The organism is Mycolicibacterium fluoranthenivorans (genome assembly GCF_011758805.1).
GTDB lineage: Bacteria > Actinomycetota > Actinomycetes > Mycobacteriales > Mycobacteriaceae > Mycobacterium > Mycobacterium fluoranthenivorans.
In genome coordinates this window covers 1,688,021-1,703,257 of sequence record NZ_JAANOW010000001.1, presented here as the reverse complement: position 1 = coordinate 1,703,257, position 15,237 = coordinate 1,688,021, and the positions used below count along the sequence as shown (strand labels likewise).

Annotated in this window: 21 protein-coding genes; 10 read left to right on the top strand and 11 right to left on the bottom strand. The window is 67.2% G+C overall.

Annotated elements, in window-relative coordinates; genetic code table 11:
• Positions 1–59 precede the first annotated feature (59 nt).
• The 3 genes from FHU31_RS08380 (at position 60) to FHU31_RS08370 (ending at position 3,248) form a co-directional block, all read left to right on the top strand.
• Positions 60–1,853 carry an acetyl/propionyl/methylcrotonyl-CoA carboxylase subunit alpha gene (locus tag FHU31_RS08380; protein WP_167157394.1) on the top strand — a complete coding sequence of 598 codons (1,794 nt, stop codon included), beginning with the start codon at positions 60–62 and terminating at the stop codon, positions 1,851–1,853.
• Between the two features lie 85 nt (positions 1,854–1,938).
• On the top strand, positions 1,939–2,271 hold the full coding sequence (locus tag FHU31_RS08375) for a hypothetical protein (protein ID WP_090355912.1): 333 nt from the start codon (positions 1,939–1,941) through the stop codon (positions 2,269–2,271).
• Positions 2,268–3,248 (top strand): malate dehydrogenase, encoded by a 981-nt coding sequence (locus FHU31_RS08370; RefSeq protein WP_167157393.1) that lies wholly within the window; start codon positions 2,268–2,270, stop codon positions 3,246–3,248. Before FHU31_RS08375 ends, FHU31_RS08370 begins: the two co-directional genes overlap by 4 nt.
• Here the strand turns inward: FHU31_RS08370 and FHU31_RS08365 are convergent.
• Positions 3,245–3,781 (bottom strand): nucleotidyltransferase family protein, encoded by a 537-nt coding sequence (locus FHU31_RS08365; RefSeq protein ID WP_167157391.1) that lies wholly within the window; start codon positions 3,779–3,781, stop codon positions 3,245–3,247. The two genes, FHU31_RS08370 and FHU31_RS08365, sit on opposite strands and share 4 nt — an antisense overlap.
• Before the next feature lie 33 nt (positions 3,782–3,814).
• Here FHU31_RS08365 and FHU31_RS08360 point away from each other — a divergent pair, with 33 nt between their 5' ends.
• The 5 genes from FHU31_RS08360 (at position 3,815) to FHU31_RS08340 (ending at position 8,444) form a co-directional block, all read left to right on the top strand.
• On the top strand, positions 3,815–5,719 hold the full coding sequence (locus FHU31_RS08360; RefSeq protein ID WP_167157389.1) for a PbuX/PucJ/PucK family nucleobase permease: 1,905 nt from the start codon (positions 3,815–3,817) through the stop codon (positions 5,717–5,719).
• Between the two features lie 26 nt (positions 5,720–5,745).
• The gene (uraD, locus tag FHU31_RS08355; RefSeq protein WP_208410655.1) at positions 5,746–6,213 is read left to right on the top strand and encodes a 2-oxo-4-hydroxy-4-carboxy-5-ureidoimidazoline decarboxylase; all 468 of its coding nucleotides are present in this window, start codon (positions 5,746–5,748) and stop codon (positions 6,211–6,213) included.
• A gap of 19 nt (positions 6,214–6,232) precedes the next feature.
• Positions 6,233–6,550: a hydroxyisourate hydrolase gene (uraH, locus tag FHU31_RS08350; protein WP_167157385.1), complete on the top strand. Its 318-nt coding sequence runs from the start codon at positions 6,233–6,235 to the stop codon at positions 6,548–6,550.
• 2 nt (positions 6,551–6,552) lie between these two features.
• Complete coding sequence (pucL, locus tag FHU31_RS08345; protein ID WP_167157383.1) at positions 6,553–7,452, top strand: factor-independent urate hydroxylase; 900 nt, start codon at positions 6,553–6,555, stop codon at positions 7,450–7,452.
• A 551-nt stretch (positions 7,453–8,003) separates the two neighbouring features.
• Entirely contained in the window at positions 8,004–8,444 is a 441-nt protein-coding gene (locus FHU31_RS08340; RefSeq protein ID WP_234901159.1) for an STAS domain-containing protein, read from the top strand.
• Here FHU31_RS08340 and FHU31_RS08335 read toward each other — a convergent pair.
• Together FHU31_RS08335 and FHU31_RS08330 are read right to left on the bottom strand one after the other, a co-directional pair.
• Positions 8,415–9,137, bottom strand: a complete 723-nt coding sequence (locus FHU31_RS08335) for a SigB/SigF/SigG family RNA polymerase sigma factor (RefSeq protein ID WP_208410173.1) — start codon at positions 9,135–9,137, stop codon at positions 8,415–8,417. The genes FHU31_RS08340 and FHU31_RS08335 overlap by 30 nt on opposite strands.
• A 26-nt stretch (positions 9,138–9,163) precedes the next feature.
• Positions 9,164–9,601: an ATP-binding protein gene (locus tag FHU31_RS08330; RefSeq protein WP_167157381.1), complete on the bottom strand. Its 438-nt coding sequence runs from the start codon at positions 9,599–9,601 to the stop codon at positions 9,164–9,166.
• A 248-nt stretch (positions 9,602–9,849) separates the two neighbouring features.
• On the opposite strand from FHU31_RS08330, the gene FHU31_RS08325 reads away from it, so the two are divergent.
• Positions 9,850–10,656, top strand: a complete 807-nt coding sequence (locus FHU31_RS08325; protein ID WP_167157380.1) for a DoxX family protein — start codon at positions 9,850–9,852, stop codon at positions 10,654–10,656.
• Positions 10,657–10,658: 2 nt separating this feature from the next.
• The gene (locus tag FHU31_RS08320; protein ID WP_167157378.1) at positions 10,659–11,657 is read left to right on the top strand and encodes an iron-containing redox enzyme family protein; all 999 of its coding nucleotides are present in this window, start codon (positions 10,659–10,661) and stop codon (positions 11,655–11,657) included.
• On the opposite strand, the gene FHU31_RS08315 is transcribed toward FHU31_RS08320, so the two are convergent.
• From FHU31_RS08315 to FHU31_RS08280, 8 genes are all read right to left on the bottom strand, one after another.
• Positions 11,643–11,849: a CDGSH iron-sulfur domain-containing protein gene (locus tag FHU31_RS08315; RefSeq protein WP_090355937.1), complete on the bottom strand. Its 207-nt coding sequence runs from the start codon at positions 11,847–11,849 to the stop codon at positions 11,643–11,645. The genes FHU31_RS08320 and FHU31_RS08315 overlap by 15 nt on opposite strands.
• Positions 11,846–12,829: an LLM class F420-dependent oxidoreductase gene (locus FHU31_RS08310; RefSeq protein ID WP_167157376.1), complete on the bottom strand. Its 984-nt coding sequence runs from the start codon at positions 12,827–12,829 to the stop codon at positions 11,846–11,848. Before FHU31_RS08310 ends, FHU31_RS08315 begins: the two co-directional genes overlap by 4 nt.
• Positions 12,830–12,883: 54 nt before the next feature.
• On the bottom strand, positions 12,884–13,039 hold the full coding sequence (locus tag FHU31_RS08305) for a DUF6131 family protein (protein WP_090355945.1): 156 nt from the start codon (positions 13,037–13,039) through the stop codon (positions 12,884–12,886).
• Positions 13,040–13,075: 36 nt separating this feature from the next.
• A complete protein-coding gene (locus FHU31_RS08300; RefSeq protein ID WP_167157374.1) occupies positions 13,076–13,303 on the bottom strand; it encodes a hypothetical protein in 228 nt (75 codons plus the stop codon).
• A 261-nt stretch (positions 13,304–13,564) separates the two neighbouring features.
• Entirely contained in the window at positions 13,565–13,873 is a 309-nt protein-coding gene (gene usfY, locus FHU31_RS08295) for a protein UsfY (protein ID WP_167157372.1), read from the bottom strand.
• A gap of 117 nt (positions 13,874–13,990) precedes the next feature.
• On the bottom strand, positions 13,991–14,350 hold the full coding sequence (locus tag FHU31_RS08290; protein WP_234901158.1) for a hypothetical protein: 360 nt from the start codon (positions 14,348–14,350) through the stop codon (positions 13,991–13,993).
• Positions 14,351–14,390: 40 nt separating this feature from the next.
• On the bottom strand, positions 14,391–14,711 hold the full coding sequence (locus FHU31_RS08285; protein WP_167157370.1) for an ArsR/SmtB family transcription factor: 321 nt from the start codon (positions 14,709–14,711) through the stop codon (positions 14,391–14,393).
• Positions 14,708–15,136, bottom strand: coding sequence for an SRPBCC domain-containing protein (locus tag FHU31_RS08280; protein ID WP_167157368.1), 429 nt, complete (start codon positions 15,134–15,136; stop codon positions 14,708–14,710). The genes FHU31_RS08285 and FHU31_RS08280 overlap by 4 nt, the downstream gene beginning before the upstream one ends.
• Positions 15,137–15,237: the final 101 nt, after the last annotated feature.

The window sequence follows — 15,237 nt, the reverse complement described above, 5'->3', positions numbered from 1 at the left end:
ACTTCGCCCGATAGATTCTTAAAGACGTTTCTTAGAGATACCTGCCATCAGGAGGCGCAGTGCCCAGTCACGCCAGCTCGAAAATCTCCAAGGTGCTTGTCGCCAACCGCGGGGAGATCGCTGTCCGTGTGATCCGTGCCGCCAAGGACGCCGGGCTGACCAGCGTGGCCGTCTACGCCGAGCCCGACGCCGACGCGCCGCACGTGCGGCTCGCCGACGAGGCGTTCGCTCTGGGCGGCCAGACCTCGGCTGAGTCCTATCTGGTGTTCGAGAAGCTCCTCGACGCCGCCGCCAAGTCCGGCGCCAACGCGATCCACCCCGGTTACGGCTTCCTCTCGGAGAACGCCGACTTCGCCCAGGCCGTCCTCGACGCCGGCCTGATCTGGATCGGCCCGAGCCCGCAGTCCATCCGCGATCTCGGCGACAAGGTCACCGCACGGCACATCGCCGCGCGCGCCCAGGCCCCGCTGGTGCCCGGCACCCCGGACCCGGTCAAGGACGCCGACGAGATCCTCGCCTTCGCCAAGGAGTACGGCCTTCCCATCGCCATCAAGGCCGCCTTCGGCGGTGGCGGCCGCGGCATGAAGGTCGCCCGCACGCTCGAAGAGATCCCCGAACTGTTCGAGTCGGCCACCCGTGAGGCCGTCGCCGCCTTCGGCCGCGGCGAGTGCTTCGTCGAGCGCTACCTCGACAAGCCGCGCCACGTCGAGGCCCAGGTCATCGCCGACACCCACGGCAACGTCGTCGTCGCCGGTACCCGTGACTGCTCGCTGCAGCGCCGCTTCCAGAAGCTGGTCGAAGAGGCACCCGCGCCGTTCCTGACGGACGCGCAGCGCAAGGAGATCCACGAGTCGGCCAAGCGCATCTGCAAGGAGGCCGGTTACTACGGTGCGGGCACCGTCGAGTACCTGGTCGGCCAGGACGGCCTGATCTCCTTCCTCGAGGTCAACACCCGCCTGCAGGTGGAACACCCGGTCACCGAGGAGACCTCGGGTATCGACCTGGTGCTGCAGCAGTTCAAGATCGCCAACGGCGAAGCCCTCGACATCACCGAGGATCCGACCCCGCGCGGGCACTCCTTCGAATTCCGGATCAACGGTGAGGACGCCGGTCGCGGCTTCCTGCCCGCCCCCGGCCCGGTGTCGAAGTTCGAGCCGCCGACCGGCCCCGGCGTACGCATGGATTCCGGTGTGGAGACCGGCTCCGTCATCGGCGGGCAGTTCGACTCGATGCTGGCCAAGCTGATCGTCTCGGGTGCCACCCGCGAAGAGGCCCTGGCCAGAAGTCGCCGAGCCCTCGCTGAATTCCATGTCGAAGGCCTCGCGACCGTCATCCCGTTCCACCGTGCCGTCGTCAGCGACCCGGCATTCATCGGTGACGGCGAGAAGTTCGATGTGCACACCCGCTGGATCGAGACCGAGTGGGACAACACCGTCGAGCCGTTCACCGCCGGCGAACCGCTGGATGAGGAAGACAACCTGCCCCGCCAGAAGGTGGTCGTCGAGGTCGGCGGACGCCGCCTCGAGGTCTCGCTGCCGGGCGATCTCGCCCTGGGCGGCGGCGGTGGCGCCGCGGCCGGGGTGATCCGTAAGAAGCCCAAGCCGCGCAAGCGGGGTGCCTCCGGCGCCACGGCTGCGTCCGGCGACTCGGTCACCGCTCCGATGCAGGGCACCGTGGTGAAGGTGGCCGTCGAAGAGGGCCAGACCGTCGCCGCCGGCGACCTGGTCGTGGTGCTGGAAGCCATGAAGATGGAGAACCCGGTCACCGCGCACAAGGACGGCACCATCACCGGGCTGGCCGTCGAAGCCGGTGCCGCCATCACCCAGGGCACCGTGATCGCCGAAATCAAGTAATTCGCATCAGCCGAGTGGCCACCTGTGGCACGGATTCCGGTGAATCCTGTGCCACACGTGGCCATTCGGCATTCTGGGGAGTCATATGGAGCCGGTAGAGATCAACAACGGCCAGTGGTACCTGCGCGGTCTGCGCTGCGATGACCGGGTCGACGACCGGCCGGCGCTGGCCGACCTCGGTGAGGTCGACCTGGACTACGTGCACGACGCCGAGGACGGCTGGGCCGACGACACGCGCTACACCTGGGCGGTGTGCGAGCCGACCACCGGCGAGTTGCTCGCCGAAGTCGTCCTCGACCCCGTCACCGGATATCTGCACAGCCGCGGCCGCCCCGGCTTCGAGGATGCCGCCGTGATGTCGGAGGACACCGTCCGGCGGTACGCGGAGATGGTGCTCGGCCTGGAGGTGCACACGTGAGCAAGATCGTCACGGTGACCGGCGCCGCCGGCCAGATCGGCTACGCCGCCCTGTTCCACATCGGCGCCGGCGCTCTGCTCGGCCGCGATGTGCCCGTCACCCTGCGGCTGCTGGAACTGCCCGGCGCGATCCGGGCCGCCGAGGGTGTGGTGATGGAACTCGTGGACAGCGCCTTCGATCTGCTGGTCGACATCGAGATCCACGACGATCCCGTGCGCGCCTTCGACGGTGTCGACGTCGCCCTGCTGGTGGGCGCGCGGCCGCGCAGCAAGGGAATGGAACGAGCCGACCTGCTGGCCGCCAACGCCGCGATATTCGCCGAGGCGGGCAAGGCCCTGAACTCCGGCGCGGGCAGCGATGTGCGCATCGTGGTGGTCGGCAATCCCGCCAACACCAACGCCCTGGTCGCCTCCGCGCACGCACCCGACATCCCGGCGAGCAGATTCACCGCGCTCACCCGACTCGACCACAACCGGGCGGTGGCCGCGCTGGCCGCCCACGCCGGGGTGCACGTCACCGAGGTCTCCCGGGTGACGGTGTGGGGTAACCACTCCCCGACCATGTACCCGGACATCTTCCACGCCGAAGTGGGCGGCCATCCCGGTGCCGAGTTCGCCGCCGACACTGATTGGCTGGCAAAGGATTTCATCCCGACGGTGGCCACCCGCGGCACCGCCATCATCGAGGCACGCGGCACCTCCTCGGCGGCGTCGGCCGCCAACGCCGCCATCGACCACGTCCGCGACTGGGTGGACGGCACCGACCCGGCGGACTGGACGTCGGTCGCGCTGCCGTCACCCGGCGTCTACGGCATCCCCGAGGGTGTGGTGGCCTCCCTGCCGGTCCGCGCGATCGACGGCGCCTGGCAGATCGTCGAGGGCCTGGACATCAACGAGTTCTCCCGCGCCCGCATCGACGCCTCGGTGGCCGAGCTGCTCGACGAGCGGTCCGCGGTGGAACGACTGGGCCTGCTCTAAGGCTCGTCGACATCGGCGCCGGTGCCGAGGTCGGCGCACTCGACGTCGACCACATCGGCGCGTCCCCGCAGGAACGGGCCCGCCCCGGTGTCCCCGTGCGCGGCGGCCAGCATCTGCGGCCAGAACCGGCGCGCGATCACCACCGGGTGACCGGGCCGGCCCGCGTACACCGCCCGGGCGAGCCCCGTCTCGGCGGCCGCGGCCAGCACCCGGCGTACCGCGTCCGCACCGATATCGGGGGTGTCCACCAGTGTGATGACCGCCAGCTCGGCGTCCACTGCCCTGATCCCCGCACGCAACGATGCCGAGAGCCCGTCGGCCCAGTCGTCGGCCACCACCGCGCGCGCCGGCGCGGGCACCGGCACCACCGCCGCCCCCAGCACGACGACGATGTCCCGGCAGCCGCCGTCGCGCAGCGCCGTCACCGCCGCGCTCAGCCAACTCCCCTGTTCGGCAAGTACTTTCGGCATTCCATACCGAGTTCCCGCACCGGCGGCCAGCAGTACGCCGGCGGCCACATGAGAACTCGACATGCGAACAGTGTGAACGTGAACGATTCTTGAACGATGACGGCCCCGACAAAAAAGCCGCAAGCCAAGCGCACGCACCCCGTCGACGAGGTGCTGCCGGTCCCCAAGCTTGCGCTGTACGGCTTCCAGCACGTGGTGGCGTTCTACGCCGGCGCGGTGCTGGTCCCGATCATCATCGCCGGCGCGATCAACCTACCGGCCGAAGACCTGGTCAAACTCATCACCGCCGACCTCTTCACCTGCGGGATCGCCTCGATCATCCAGGCGGTGGGGTTCTGGAAGGTCGGGGTCCGGCTACCGCTGCTGCAAGGCGTCACATTCGCCGGGGTGTCCCCCATCATCGCGATCGGGCTGGCCCATGGCGGCGGCGCGGCCAGTCTGCTGTACGTGTACGGGGCGGTGATCGTCGCCGGTGTCTTCACGTTCCTCATCGCGCCGATCTTCATCAAACTGCTGAAATTCTTCCCGCCGGTGGTGACGGGAACGTTGATCACCATCATCGGACTCTGCCTGGTCCCGGTCGGCGCCATGGACGCCGTCACCAATCCGCACACGCACAAGACCGACCCGACGAACATCCGGTGGTTCCTCTACGCGCTGGGCACCATCGCGATCATCGTCGCCATCCAGCGCCTGTTCCGCGGGTTCGTGGCCACCATCGCGGTGCTGCTCGGACTGGTGATCGGCTGCACGGTCGCCTTCCTGCTCGGCGATATGAGCTTCGACAAGGTGGGCCAGGCGGCCGCGTTCGGCTTCACACCGCCCTTCCTGTTCGGCATGCCCAAGTTCGACTTCGTCGCGTGTCTGACCATGATCATCGTGCTGCTGATCACCGCCGTGGAGTCGACCGGTTCGACGATCGCCACCGGCGAGATCGTCGGCAAGCGCATCAAGGCCTCCGATATCGGCAACGTGCTGCGCGCCGACGGGGTGGCCACCGCCATCGGCGGCATCTTCAACTCGTTCCCCTACACCGCGTTCTCCGAGAACGTCGGCCTGGTGCGACTGACCGGCGTCAAGAGCCGCTGGGTGGTGGCTGCCGCCGGTGTCATCATGATCATCTTGGGCTTCCTGCCCAAGGTCGCCGCCGTGGTCGCGTCGATCCCCAACCCGGTGCTCGGCGGCGCGGCGCTGACGCTGTTCGCCACCGTCGCCGTCGTGGGCATCCAGACACTGGGCAAGGTCGACTTCACCGACCACCGCAACCTGATCATCGTCACCACCAGCCTGGCGCTGGCACTGTGGGTCACCTCGTACCCCGATATCGCCAAGGCGATGCCCACCGGCCTGGATCTCATCTTCGGCAGCGGGATCAGCATCGGCGCGGTGGCTGCCATCGTGCTCAACATCGTGTTCTTCCATACCGGTTCGCGCGGGCCCCGGGTGGCCGGTGGCGGATCCATCACCTTGACCGAGGTGAACGCCATGACCGCGGAGCGGTTCACCGAGGTGTTCGGTCATGTGGTCCAGGACGTGCCGTGGGCGGTTGAGCGGGCCTACCAGCAGCGCCCCTTCGCCGACACCCTGGCGCTGCGGGAAGCCTTCCAGGATGCCGTGCTCACCGGCTCGTCCGAGCAGCAGCTCGAACTGCTCAACGCGTTCAACGATCTGGGCGCCGAGGACGAGACCGGACACGCCCTGGCCGTCGACCACGTGGCGCTGTCCAATCTCGACGAGTCCGACCACAATGACGTCGTGGAATTGGCGACCGCGTACCGCGAGCACTTCGGCTTCCCGTTGATCATCTGCGCCAAGGAGACCGAGCATTTCGACCGGGTGCTGCGCAACGGCTGGTCCCGGATGGACAACTCCGATTCCGCCGAGAAGGCGTTCGCGCTGATCGAGGTCGCCAAGATCGCCAACTACCGGTTCAGCGATCTGGTGGCCGACGCCAACCCGATCGCCGCGGCGCGGTTCAGCCGCTTCAACGAACTGTCGTGAAGGCGATCGGCCTGGACGGCTTCAACATGCTGACCGACCGACAACGCATGCACGCCCTGTTCGAAGTGTGCAGCTCGACCATCTGGGCCCGCCGGGTGCTCGCCGGGGCACCGTTCCCGGACACCCAGGCGCTGCTCGATCGTGCCGACCGGGTGCTCGCCGAGCTGCCCGACGCCGAGATCGACGCGGCTCTGGACGGACATCCGCGGATCGGCGGCAAAGTGGACAATGCCGCGTCCGCGCGCGAGCAGGCCGGCGTGGCCGCCGCCGACGATGAGGTGAAACAGGCTCTGGCCGAAGGCAACCGGGCCTACGAGGACAAGTTCGGCTACGTCTACCTGGTGTGCGCCAGTGGACGAACGGCCCAGGAACTGCTCGGCATACTCACTGAGCGCCTGGACAACGATCCCGATACCGAACGTCGGGTGATGCGCAATGAGCTGGGCAAGATCAACCGGCTCCGGCTGGAGCGGCTCTTGAGCGAGCCGGCCTGATGGCGTCAGGATCGTCGGCATGACACACCTGAGCACCCATGTCCTCGACGCCGTGGCCGGCAAGCCCGCCGCCGGTATCACCGTCACGCTCACCGACACCGCCGGTACCGTGCTGGCCACCGCGCGCACCGACGCCGACGGCCGGGTGGCGGAGCTGGCCGCCGGGTTGGCGCCCGGTGTGTACCGGCTGACCTTCGACACCGCCGGCTACTTCGCCGGCACACCCAGCTTCTACCCGGAGGTCGTCATCGCCTTCGAGGTCACCGACGGTGTTCCCAAATATCATGTACCACTGCTGCTTTCACCGTTCGCGTACTCCACCTACCGAGGAAGTTGACGATGTCGGAAATCATCCTGGGCAAGAATCAGTACGGTAAGGCCGAGAACCGGGTGGTCCGGATCTACCGGGACACACCCCGCCACGAGATCCACGACATCAACGTATCCACCTGCCTGCGTGGCGATTTCACCGCGGCGCACCTGGTCGGCGACCAGTCCGACGTGTTGCCCACCGATACGCAGAAGCAGACCGCCTACGCCTACGCCAAGGAGAAAGGCCTGCTGTCCATCGAGGACTACGGTTTGACCCTGGCCCGGCACTTCGTGCACGATGTCGCGCCGGTGCAGGCCGCCCGGATCGAGATCGATGAATACGCTTGGGAGCGCGCCATTGTGGACGGCGCCGAACACGACCACACCTGGATCCGCAAAGGCCAGGAGGTCCGCACCGCCGCCATCACGGTGGACGCCGACAGCGAGTACGTCGTCGGCGGCCTCAAGGATCTGATCGTCCTGAAATCGACGGGATCGGAGTTCGCCGGCTTCCTCAGCGATCCCTACACCATCCTGGAACCGACCCACGACCGGGTGATGGCCACCTCGCTGGTCGCCCAGTGGCGGTTCACCAGTACCGAGGTCGACTGGGAGACGGTGTACGGCCAGATCAAGACGGCCCTGATCACGCAGTTCGCGGTGGTCCAGTCCCTGGCACTGCAGCAGACGCTGTTCCACATGGGGCGCGCCGTGCTGGAGGAGCACCCGCAGATCGCCGAGGTGCGGTTGTCGGCACCCAACAAACACCACTTCGTCTACGACCTGTCCCCGTTCGGGCTGGAGAACAACAACGAGGTGTTCAACGCCGACGACCGGCCCTACGGGCTGATCCAGGCGACCGTGACCCGCGACGACGCCCCACCGGCCGGCCCGGCCTGGGACCTGCAACAAGGCTGGCTGGCCTGACCTGGGGCGGTGCGCCGCCCGGCGTTTGCTGTCCCCGTTGCCTCGCGGTCGCCCGCTGCGCGTCCTGGCAGAATGTCCCGCCGAAACGGCTTCGCCACCGACGCAGCACCCTTTGCCACGCGCACCACCGGCCACGGCCGACACCCGAATCCGCACCCCGATTGACCCGCCCCGCTGGCCCGGGTCACGGCTGCCCGCAGTAACGAAATAGGTTCTGCAGCAACCAGATTCGATTCCCACACCGAGGCCGGCGAGGCCCGTCCCGATATCGCGGTGACGTCCATGCGCCCCACACACCGGAACACGCGCCGAGGTGACCACGGAATCCGCAGGTCGGGCCGGTGATGCGAATCGAACTCGGGCAGATCGATTGTCCGGTTCGGCCAAGTGGCGTAGTGTCAGGGCGAGGTTGAGTTCACAGCCTGAAGCGAACGTCATTGACGTGGAGGACAACTAACAAGGTCCTGCACCCTGGGGCCTGGTCCCCACGGGTCTTGAACTATTTGGCGTGACCACAGTACGAATCACGTATTCCGACTGATGGAGTCACCATGCACAACCTGACTTTGCCTACCGCGAGGCGGAACTCCGCCTCCAATATCACCGAATCCGATATGGCGGCCTACTGCACCAAGTGGCTGGCCCCGTCGAGCGCCGTGCTCTCGGTATTCGGGGAGATCGACGCGGCCAACTGCCGAGAGTTCGCCGACTACGTCTTCCTGCACCTCCCCCATGTCCGCGAACTGGTGCTCGACCTGACCGGCGTGGAGTTCTTCGGTACGGCGGCCTTCTCCGCCGTGCACACGCTGGGCGTACGAGCGGCGGGCGAAGGCATCGACTGGACGGTCGTGCCCAGCCACGCGGTGACACGGCTGCTGCGGATCTGCGATCCCGAGAATGCGCTGCCGCTCGAAGAGTCCGTCGCAACGGCACTCCTGCGACTGCGCCGAGACCCCTCTGATCTAGTTGAGGTCGTCGCGAAGTCGCGCTAGCGATTTCGCCAGCAGGCGCGACACGTGCATCTGCGAGACGCCGATGCGTTCGGCGATCTGCGTCTGCGTCATGTTCTCGAAGAAGCGGAGCACCAGAACCGTTCGTTCGCGATCGGGCAGGGAATCCAGCAGGGGACGTAAGGACTCGCGATTGTCCACCTGTTCCAGGGCGAGGTCCTCGGTGCCCAGCGTGTCGCCGATGGACGGCGCATCGTCGTCACCGCCACTGCCGCTGTCGATCGACAGAGTGTTGTACGAGCTCCCCGCCACCAGGGCCTCGACCACCTCTTGGCGGTCGATATCGAGTTCGGCGGCGAGTTCGGTGGCGTTGGGGGCCCGACCCAGACGCTGCGCCATCTCCGCGGTCACCCCGCCGATCCTGACGTGCAATTCCTTGAGCCGGCGGGGCACCTTGACCGACCAGCCGTTGTCCCGGAAATGGCGACGCACCTCGCCCATCACGGTCGGCACCGCGAACGACGCGAAGTCCGATCCCGCGGTGACATCGAAGCGGTTGACGGCGTTCACCAGGCCCATCCGCGCGACCTGAACGAGGTCCTCATGGGATTCGCCGCGACCGCCGAAGCGGCGGGCGATGTGATCGGCCAGGGGGAGACAACGCTCGACGATCCGTTCACGTTGCCGGGCGAACTGAGTGGAGCCCTCAGGAAGCGCCCGGAGTTCACGGAACATGTCGAGGACGTCCGTGTATTCCGAGGTCACTGCAGCAGGCCCACTCGCCTTGCGGTCAAAGAGATCCCGACCACGTGCCCACCGCTCACGTGCTGGCCGTCCACGAACGTCCGGACATCGGATACCAACGAACGCAGCACGTGCCAGCTGAAGCTGTCGGGGGCGACGACGGCGTCGTCACCCTCGCACGTGGTCGATGAGTGGACCGTCACGGCCTCGTCGCCGGGATCGATCTGCACGGCCAAGACGGAATCCGGCGCGGCAGAACGTATCAGCCGGGTGCAGGCCTCATCGACAGCCAAGCGCAGGTCGGCGACGGAGTCGATATCGAGGTCCTCGAACGTCGCGGCGGCGGCCACGAGCGTGCGCAGCACCGCAAGATTCTCCAGCCTCGCGGCTACCCGGAGTTCCACAGACCGGTCGCCGGAAACCGGCACGCCGTCGTCGCCGCTGTTCCCAGTCATCTGACCTCCCGGGGTATCTGCACGGAGGCTACCCCACATCGTTATACCGTCGATCAATTGCCCTACACCGCCTGGCGTGTGAGACCCGATGGCCCGGCGGGTACTCGATCCTCGTCATCCTCGGCCCGACAGCCTGACCATGCCATGGCGGTGTCATACCCGGCTCGCCAGGATTCAAACGCCGGAGCGAGATTTGCCCGGCCGGCGCGAGATGTTTCGGCGCCGACCGTGCCGGGAACCCCGGTGCCATGTTGCTGCGTAGAGTCGCCCGTCCGTTACTGTCCGTCGCCTTCATCGGCCAGGGCGTCGAGACCCTGCTGGACACCAAGTCCGCCTCCGATATCGTCCGCCCGACCTTGGAAGGGCTGCAGACCCTGCCCGACGCGGTGGCACAGAAGGTCCCGTCCGACGCCGCCACCGTGGCGCGGGTCAATGCCGGTGTACAGATCGGCGCGGGGCTGCTGCTGGCCACCGGCCGCATTCCCCGGGTCGCCTCGGGACTGCTGGCCCTGACGGTCGTCCCGGGCAATCTGGGCGACCATATGTTCTGGAAGGAGACCGATCCGGAACGCAAGGCCGTCAAGCGCCGTGGATTTCTCACCGATCTCAGCCTGATCGGCGGGTTGGTGCTCGCCTCCGCCGACACCGCGGGCAAGCCGTCTCTGGGATGGCGCGGCCGGCGAGCCGCACGGCGGGTCTCGGAGGCCGTGACCGCCGCACTGCCGACCGCCGACAGCGGCCTTGAGTCCGAACTCGCCGACAAGGTAGGCCACGGTCTGCAGATCGGCGCCGAGCGCCTGCAGGTCGGGGCCGAGCGTGGCCGCGACCTCGCCGCCACGGCGTTGGAGAAGAGCGCGCCGGTGGCGAAGAAGGCCCGCCGCCGGGGCACCGAGTTGGCCGAGATCGCCATCGACCGCGCCGCCCCGCTCGCCGAGAAGGCCCGCCGCAAGGGCAGCGAACTCGCCGAAACGGCCTACGAGCAGGCCGAATCCGCTTTCGAGCAGGGTGGCGATCAACTCGTCTCCGGATGGCACCGACTGCGCCAGCAGATCTGACGATGAGCACCATCACGCGCGGACTGCCCAAGGCGGTAGGTCCGCTGTCCCAAGCCGTGCTCGACCACCTGACGGGCGAGCGACCGCTGTCCGGCGTCACCGATATCACGCTGTCCCACTCTGATCCGGCCGGGATGGACCTGCACTACGCGTTGCACCTCTGCTACGAACTGTTCTATCGCGGGTTCGACGGCGTGAGCGACGACTTCGAGTGGGATCCGACCCTGCTGGAGTTGCGCGGTCGGCTGGAGGACATCTTCCTGACCGATATCCGGCGCGGGGTCGGCGATCTCACCGGCGTGACAGCCGCCGCCGAGATGGACCGGCTGTCGCTGGAACCCGTTGAGGGAAGCGGTCCTTCGCACTTCCTTCTGACCCGGGGCAGTTGGGACCAGATGCGCGAGTACTTCGCCCATCGGTCCATCTACCACCTCAAAGAGGCGGATCCGCATGCCTGGGTGATTCCCCGGCTGGTCGGACAAGCCAAGGCGTCGTTCGTCGCCGTCGAATTCGACGAGTACGGCGGCGGCCGCGGTTCACAGGTGCATCAACGGCTCTTCGCCGACCTGATGACGGACGCCGGTCTGGACGCCGGCTATCTGGCCTACCTGGAGGCCGTGCCGGCCGAAACCCTCGCCGTCGTGAACCTCATGTCGATGTTCGGCTTACACCGTGCGCTTCGGGGTGCCACCGTCGGGCATTTCGCGGCCACCGAGATCACCTCGCCACCCGGTGCGCAGCGGATCGCCGATGCGCTGGACCGGATGCGCGCCCCCGAGGCGTGCACCCGGTTCTACCTCGAACACGTCGAGGCGGATGCCGTGCACGAGCAGGTGGTGCGCAACGATGTCGTCGCCGACCTGCTGCGCCGCGAACCGCATCTGGAATCCGATGTGGTGCTGGGTATCAGAGCCTTCGAACTGGTCGAGGACCGGTTGGCCGATCATCTGATGAAGTGCTGGAGCGACAAACGAACCTCACTGCTGTCACCGCTGCGCTGATTTCCGGATTCGTTTGCGGTGACTGGTATCGCACAGCGGATAGGTGCGCGATCTGCGGCACGCACAGATCGCCACCTTGAACCGTTCCGATTCGACCACCTGGCCGTCGGGCAGCTCGATGGACACCGGTCCGTCGACGATCACCGGGCCCCCAGGAATCACCTGCACGATATTGCGGTCGGGCGCGCTCATCCCAACTCCGCGCGCAAGGCAGCCAGCAGCGGCTCGGCGGCCTCGGACAGGAACTGATCCTGCGTCTCGCCGCCGACCTGGACCAGCGCCACGTCGGTGAATCCCGCGTCCCGGTAGGGCCTGACCGCGTCCACGATCGCATCCAGGTCGGGTCCGCACGGGATACTGTCGGCGACGTCCTCGGGCCGGACAAACTTGCTCGCCGCGGCGAATCCGGCCGTCGTCGGGAGGTCGGCATTGACCGACCAGCCGCCGCCGAACCACCGAAACTGTTCGTGCGCGCGCTGTATCGCCTTCTCCCGGTCGGGATCCCAGCACACGGGCACCTGGCCCACCGCCCGCCCCTCGGGCATTCCGATCGCCCGGCGGCGACGACGCCACGTCTCGACGACGTCGCCGTCGGGCGCGGTATCGATGAGATGGTCGGCGAAATCGGCCAGCTTCTCGACCGACTTCTCTCCGGTCATCGACACCGCCAGACCGACCGGCACGTCGGGGATGTCCCACAGCCGTGCCGAATCCACCTCGAAGTAGTCGCCGCGGAAGTCGACCAGCTCACCGCTCATCAGCTCCCGGATGATCTTGATGGCTTCGGCCAGCATGTCGATTCGCCGGCCCACGGTGGGCCAGTCCTTCCCCACGACATGCTCGTTGAGATTCTCGCCACTGCCCAGACCGAGGGTGAACCTGCCATCGGCGAGGATCTGCAGGGTGGCGGCCTGTTGAGCGACCACGGCGGGGTGATACCGGATGGTCGGGCAGGTCACGTAGGAGTACAGGCCGACCTGGCGCGTCACGTGGGCGACCGCACCCAGCACCGTCCACGCGTGCGGTGCGTGGCCCTGGGCCGCCAGCCACGGTGAGAAATGGTCGCTGCAGACCTCGAAGTCGAACCCGGCCTCCTCGGCGGACACCGCGTGGCGCACCAGGTCTTTCGGCCCGGCCTGTTCCGTCATGAGGGTGTACCCGAAGCTGGTCATACCTTCCCAGATACCCGGGCCACCACCGTCACAAACTCGGCGGCCGCCCGCGTGTTAGTACCAGGAACGCCGGCCCGCGACCGGGCGGCCGATCGAACCCAGCAGCCAGAACACAGCGCCCACGACGAGGAGGATCACACCGACGACCCACAGGACGTAGACGTTGAGGACAAGCCCGAGAATGAGCAGGATCGCGCCCAGGACAATCATCAGTACCTCATTTCAGCAGTGTCAATTTCAGCCATGTCACACGTGCGCCACGGACGACATGGCGCTCGGCTCGGGCAGGCGGCAGTTGACCACCTTGGGGTTGACGCCCGCGTAGTTCAGCGGTCCGGCGAGCGCGGTGAGCCCGATCTGTCCCGCTGTCGCGCAATTGGTTTGGCCGGTGTGGAAGTAGTCGCGCTGCCAGGCTGCCAGTACTCCGATCAGCAGCCAGACCAACACGATCGTGCCGACTAGTCCCCGGAACATGGAAGCCCTCCATCAGTCGAAATCAGTGAGAGCCGAGTACCCCATCGGCCGCTCGGCGAAACCACGCCCGAGCGCGGGATACCGGACGGCTCGAAGGTTTGTGTCCGTCCGCCGCCGGGAAACCCGGGTCTGTGCGCGGCGCACGCCGCCGAGGAACGCCAGTGGGCAGAGCAACGCCGCTGACCCACTGGTACGAGGGGAACGACCCAGCCCAGCAGTCACCCGCGAGGGGGCTGCTGGGCTGGGTGTTCTCCGGTCCGGTCAGCTGTTGGGATGCTGGCGCTTCGCTTCGGGATGTGCTGCATACCAACGTTCTTCGATCCGCCGCACTCGGCCGTGTTCCAGCGCGAGCCACAGCGCACCGATGAGCAGACCCGCACCCGACAACATGGCCATCGTCAGCCCGACGTCCAAATGCTGGGTCGCGAACGCGGCGAGACTCGCGACGAACAGCACCAACGCCACCCCGATCAGGATCAGCGCGGGCATGATGACGTTGTCTTTCATGGATTCACCGGCGTGCGGACGGGTGGTACGGGTGTGATCGACAGGATCTTTGGGGCCTTTCATGGCAACCCTCCTCCTCCCCCTCTACCATCCACAACTGCGCGGACGGTACAACGGGCTTCTCTCAGGGTAGATCCGCGGCACCGAAGAGGGAAGGCGCACGTGCGGCGCCGCGGCGCGTCATGATCCCAGCACCGGCCCGGCCATCGCCGGTAGCCCCATGGTCAGGGTCAGCAGCATCAACAGCATGAGGAACCAACCCGCACCCTGCCACGCCCACCAGGTCTGATGCTGTTTCCAGGTCTGGTAGGTGCGCAGGAACGCGCGCAGTCCGCCCACCATCAGGATCACCGGCGCACCGAGCGCCAAGGCGAGGCGCTGGGGCGGGCCACAGGCTGCCGAATCGGCGGTGGCACCGTGACACGCCCCCACCAGCACGGCAGCCACGACCAGGAAGCTCACCCCTGCCACCGCGACGGCGAGGGCGAAGCGCGCCGCCGCGCGGACCTCGGCATCATCGGTATGCATGTCAGCGGCCATATCAGCCTGACTTCCTGATCTGAGCGGGCTCGTATCGACGTTACTCCCAGCCCTCTCCTTCGGCGATCCGCTTGATCGCGGCCAGCCTGCGGTCCCATTGCCGCCCGATGCGGTCCAATTCGGCGGCCAGCGCACTGAGCCTGGCGCCCAACGCGCGATAGCGGATCTCACGGCCGACGCGCACCGGTTCGACCAGCCCGGAGTCGGCCAGTACCGCGAGATGTTTGGCGATCGCCTGGCGGCTGACCGGCATCCGCGTTGCCAGCGCGCTGGCCGACAGGTCCTGCGCGCCCAGTTCGGTGAGGATCTGCCAGCGGGTTTCGTCAGCCAGCACACCCAGTACCACCGGGACGGCGGTCATGGCCTGGCCTGCACGAACTCCACCAGTTCGGCGAGTTCGGCGGTCCAGCCGCCGGTGTTGTCGGCATGAGCGGACTGGGGGTCCTGCAGATCCTCGAAGCCCGTCTCCACCAGATCCAGCCGGGTGCCGCCGTCGATCTCGGTCAGCTCGAAACGCACCACCGTGGAATTGCCCGGGGCGGGCTCCACATCGGCGCTGTGCGCCCAGCGGTACACCAAAACCCTTGGGGCCTCGATATGTTCGACCACCACTCGATGCTTGCCGTGGTGTTCCCAGCCGAAGAACCCGGTGCCGCCGGGCACGGCGTCGAATTCGCAGGTATCGCCGAACCACTGGGCGATCAGGTCGGCATCGGTGAGTGCCGACCACACCCGCCCGATGGGGGCGCTGATATCGATGCTGCGGGTGATGACGAGTGCGTCCATGGCTTCTCCTGAGAGGGTTCCAGAATGATATGCAACTTCAGAGTTGCACAAACTTCTCTCGAGCGCAACCCCCGGGTTGCATATGTTGCGGGTGCGCTCCG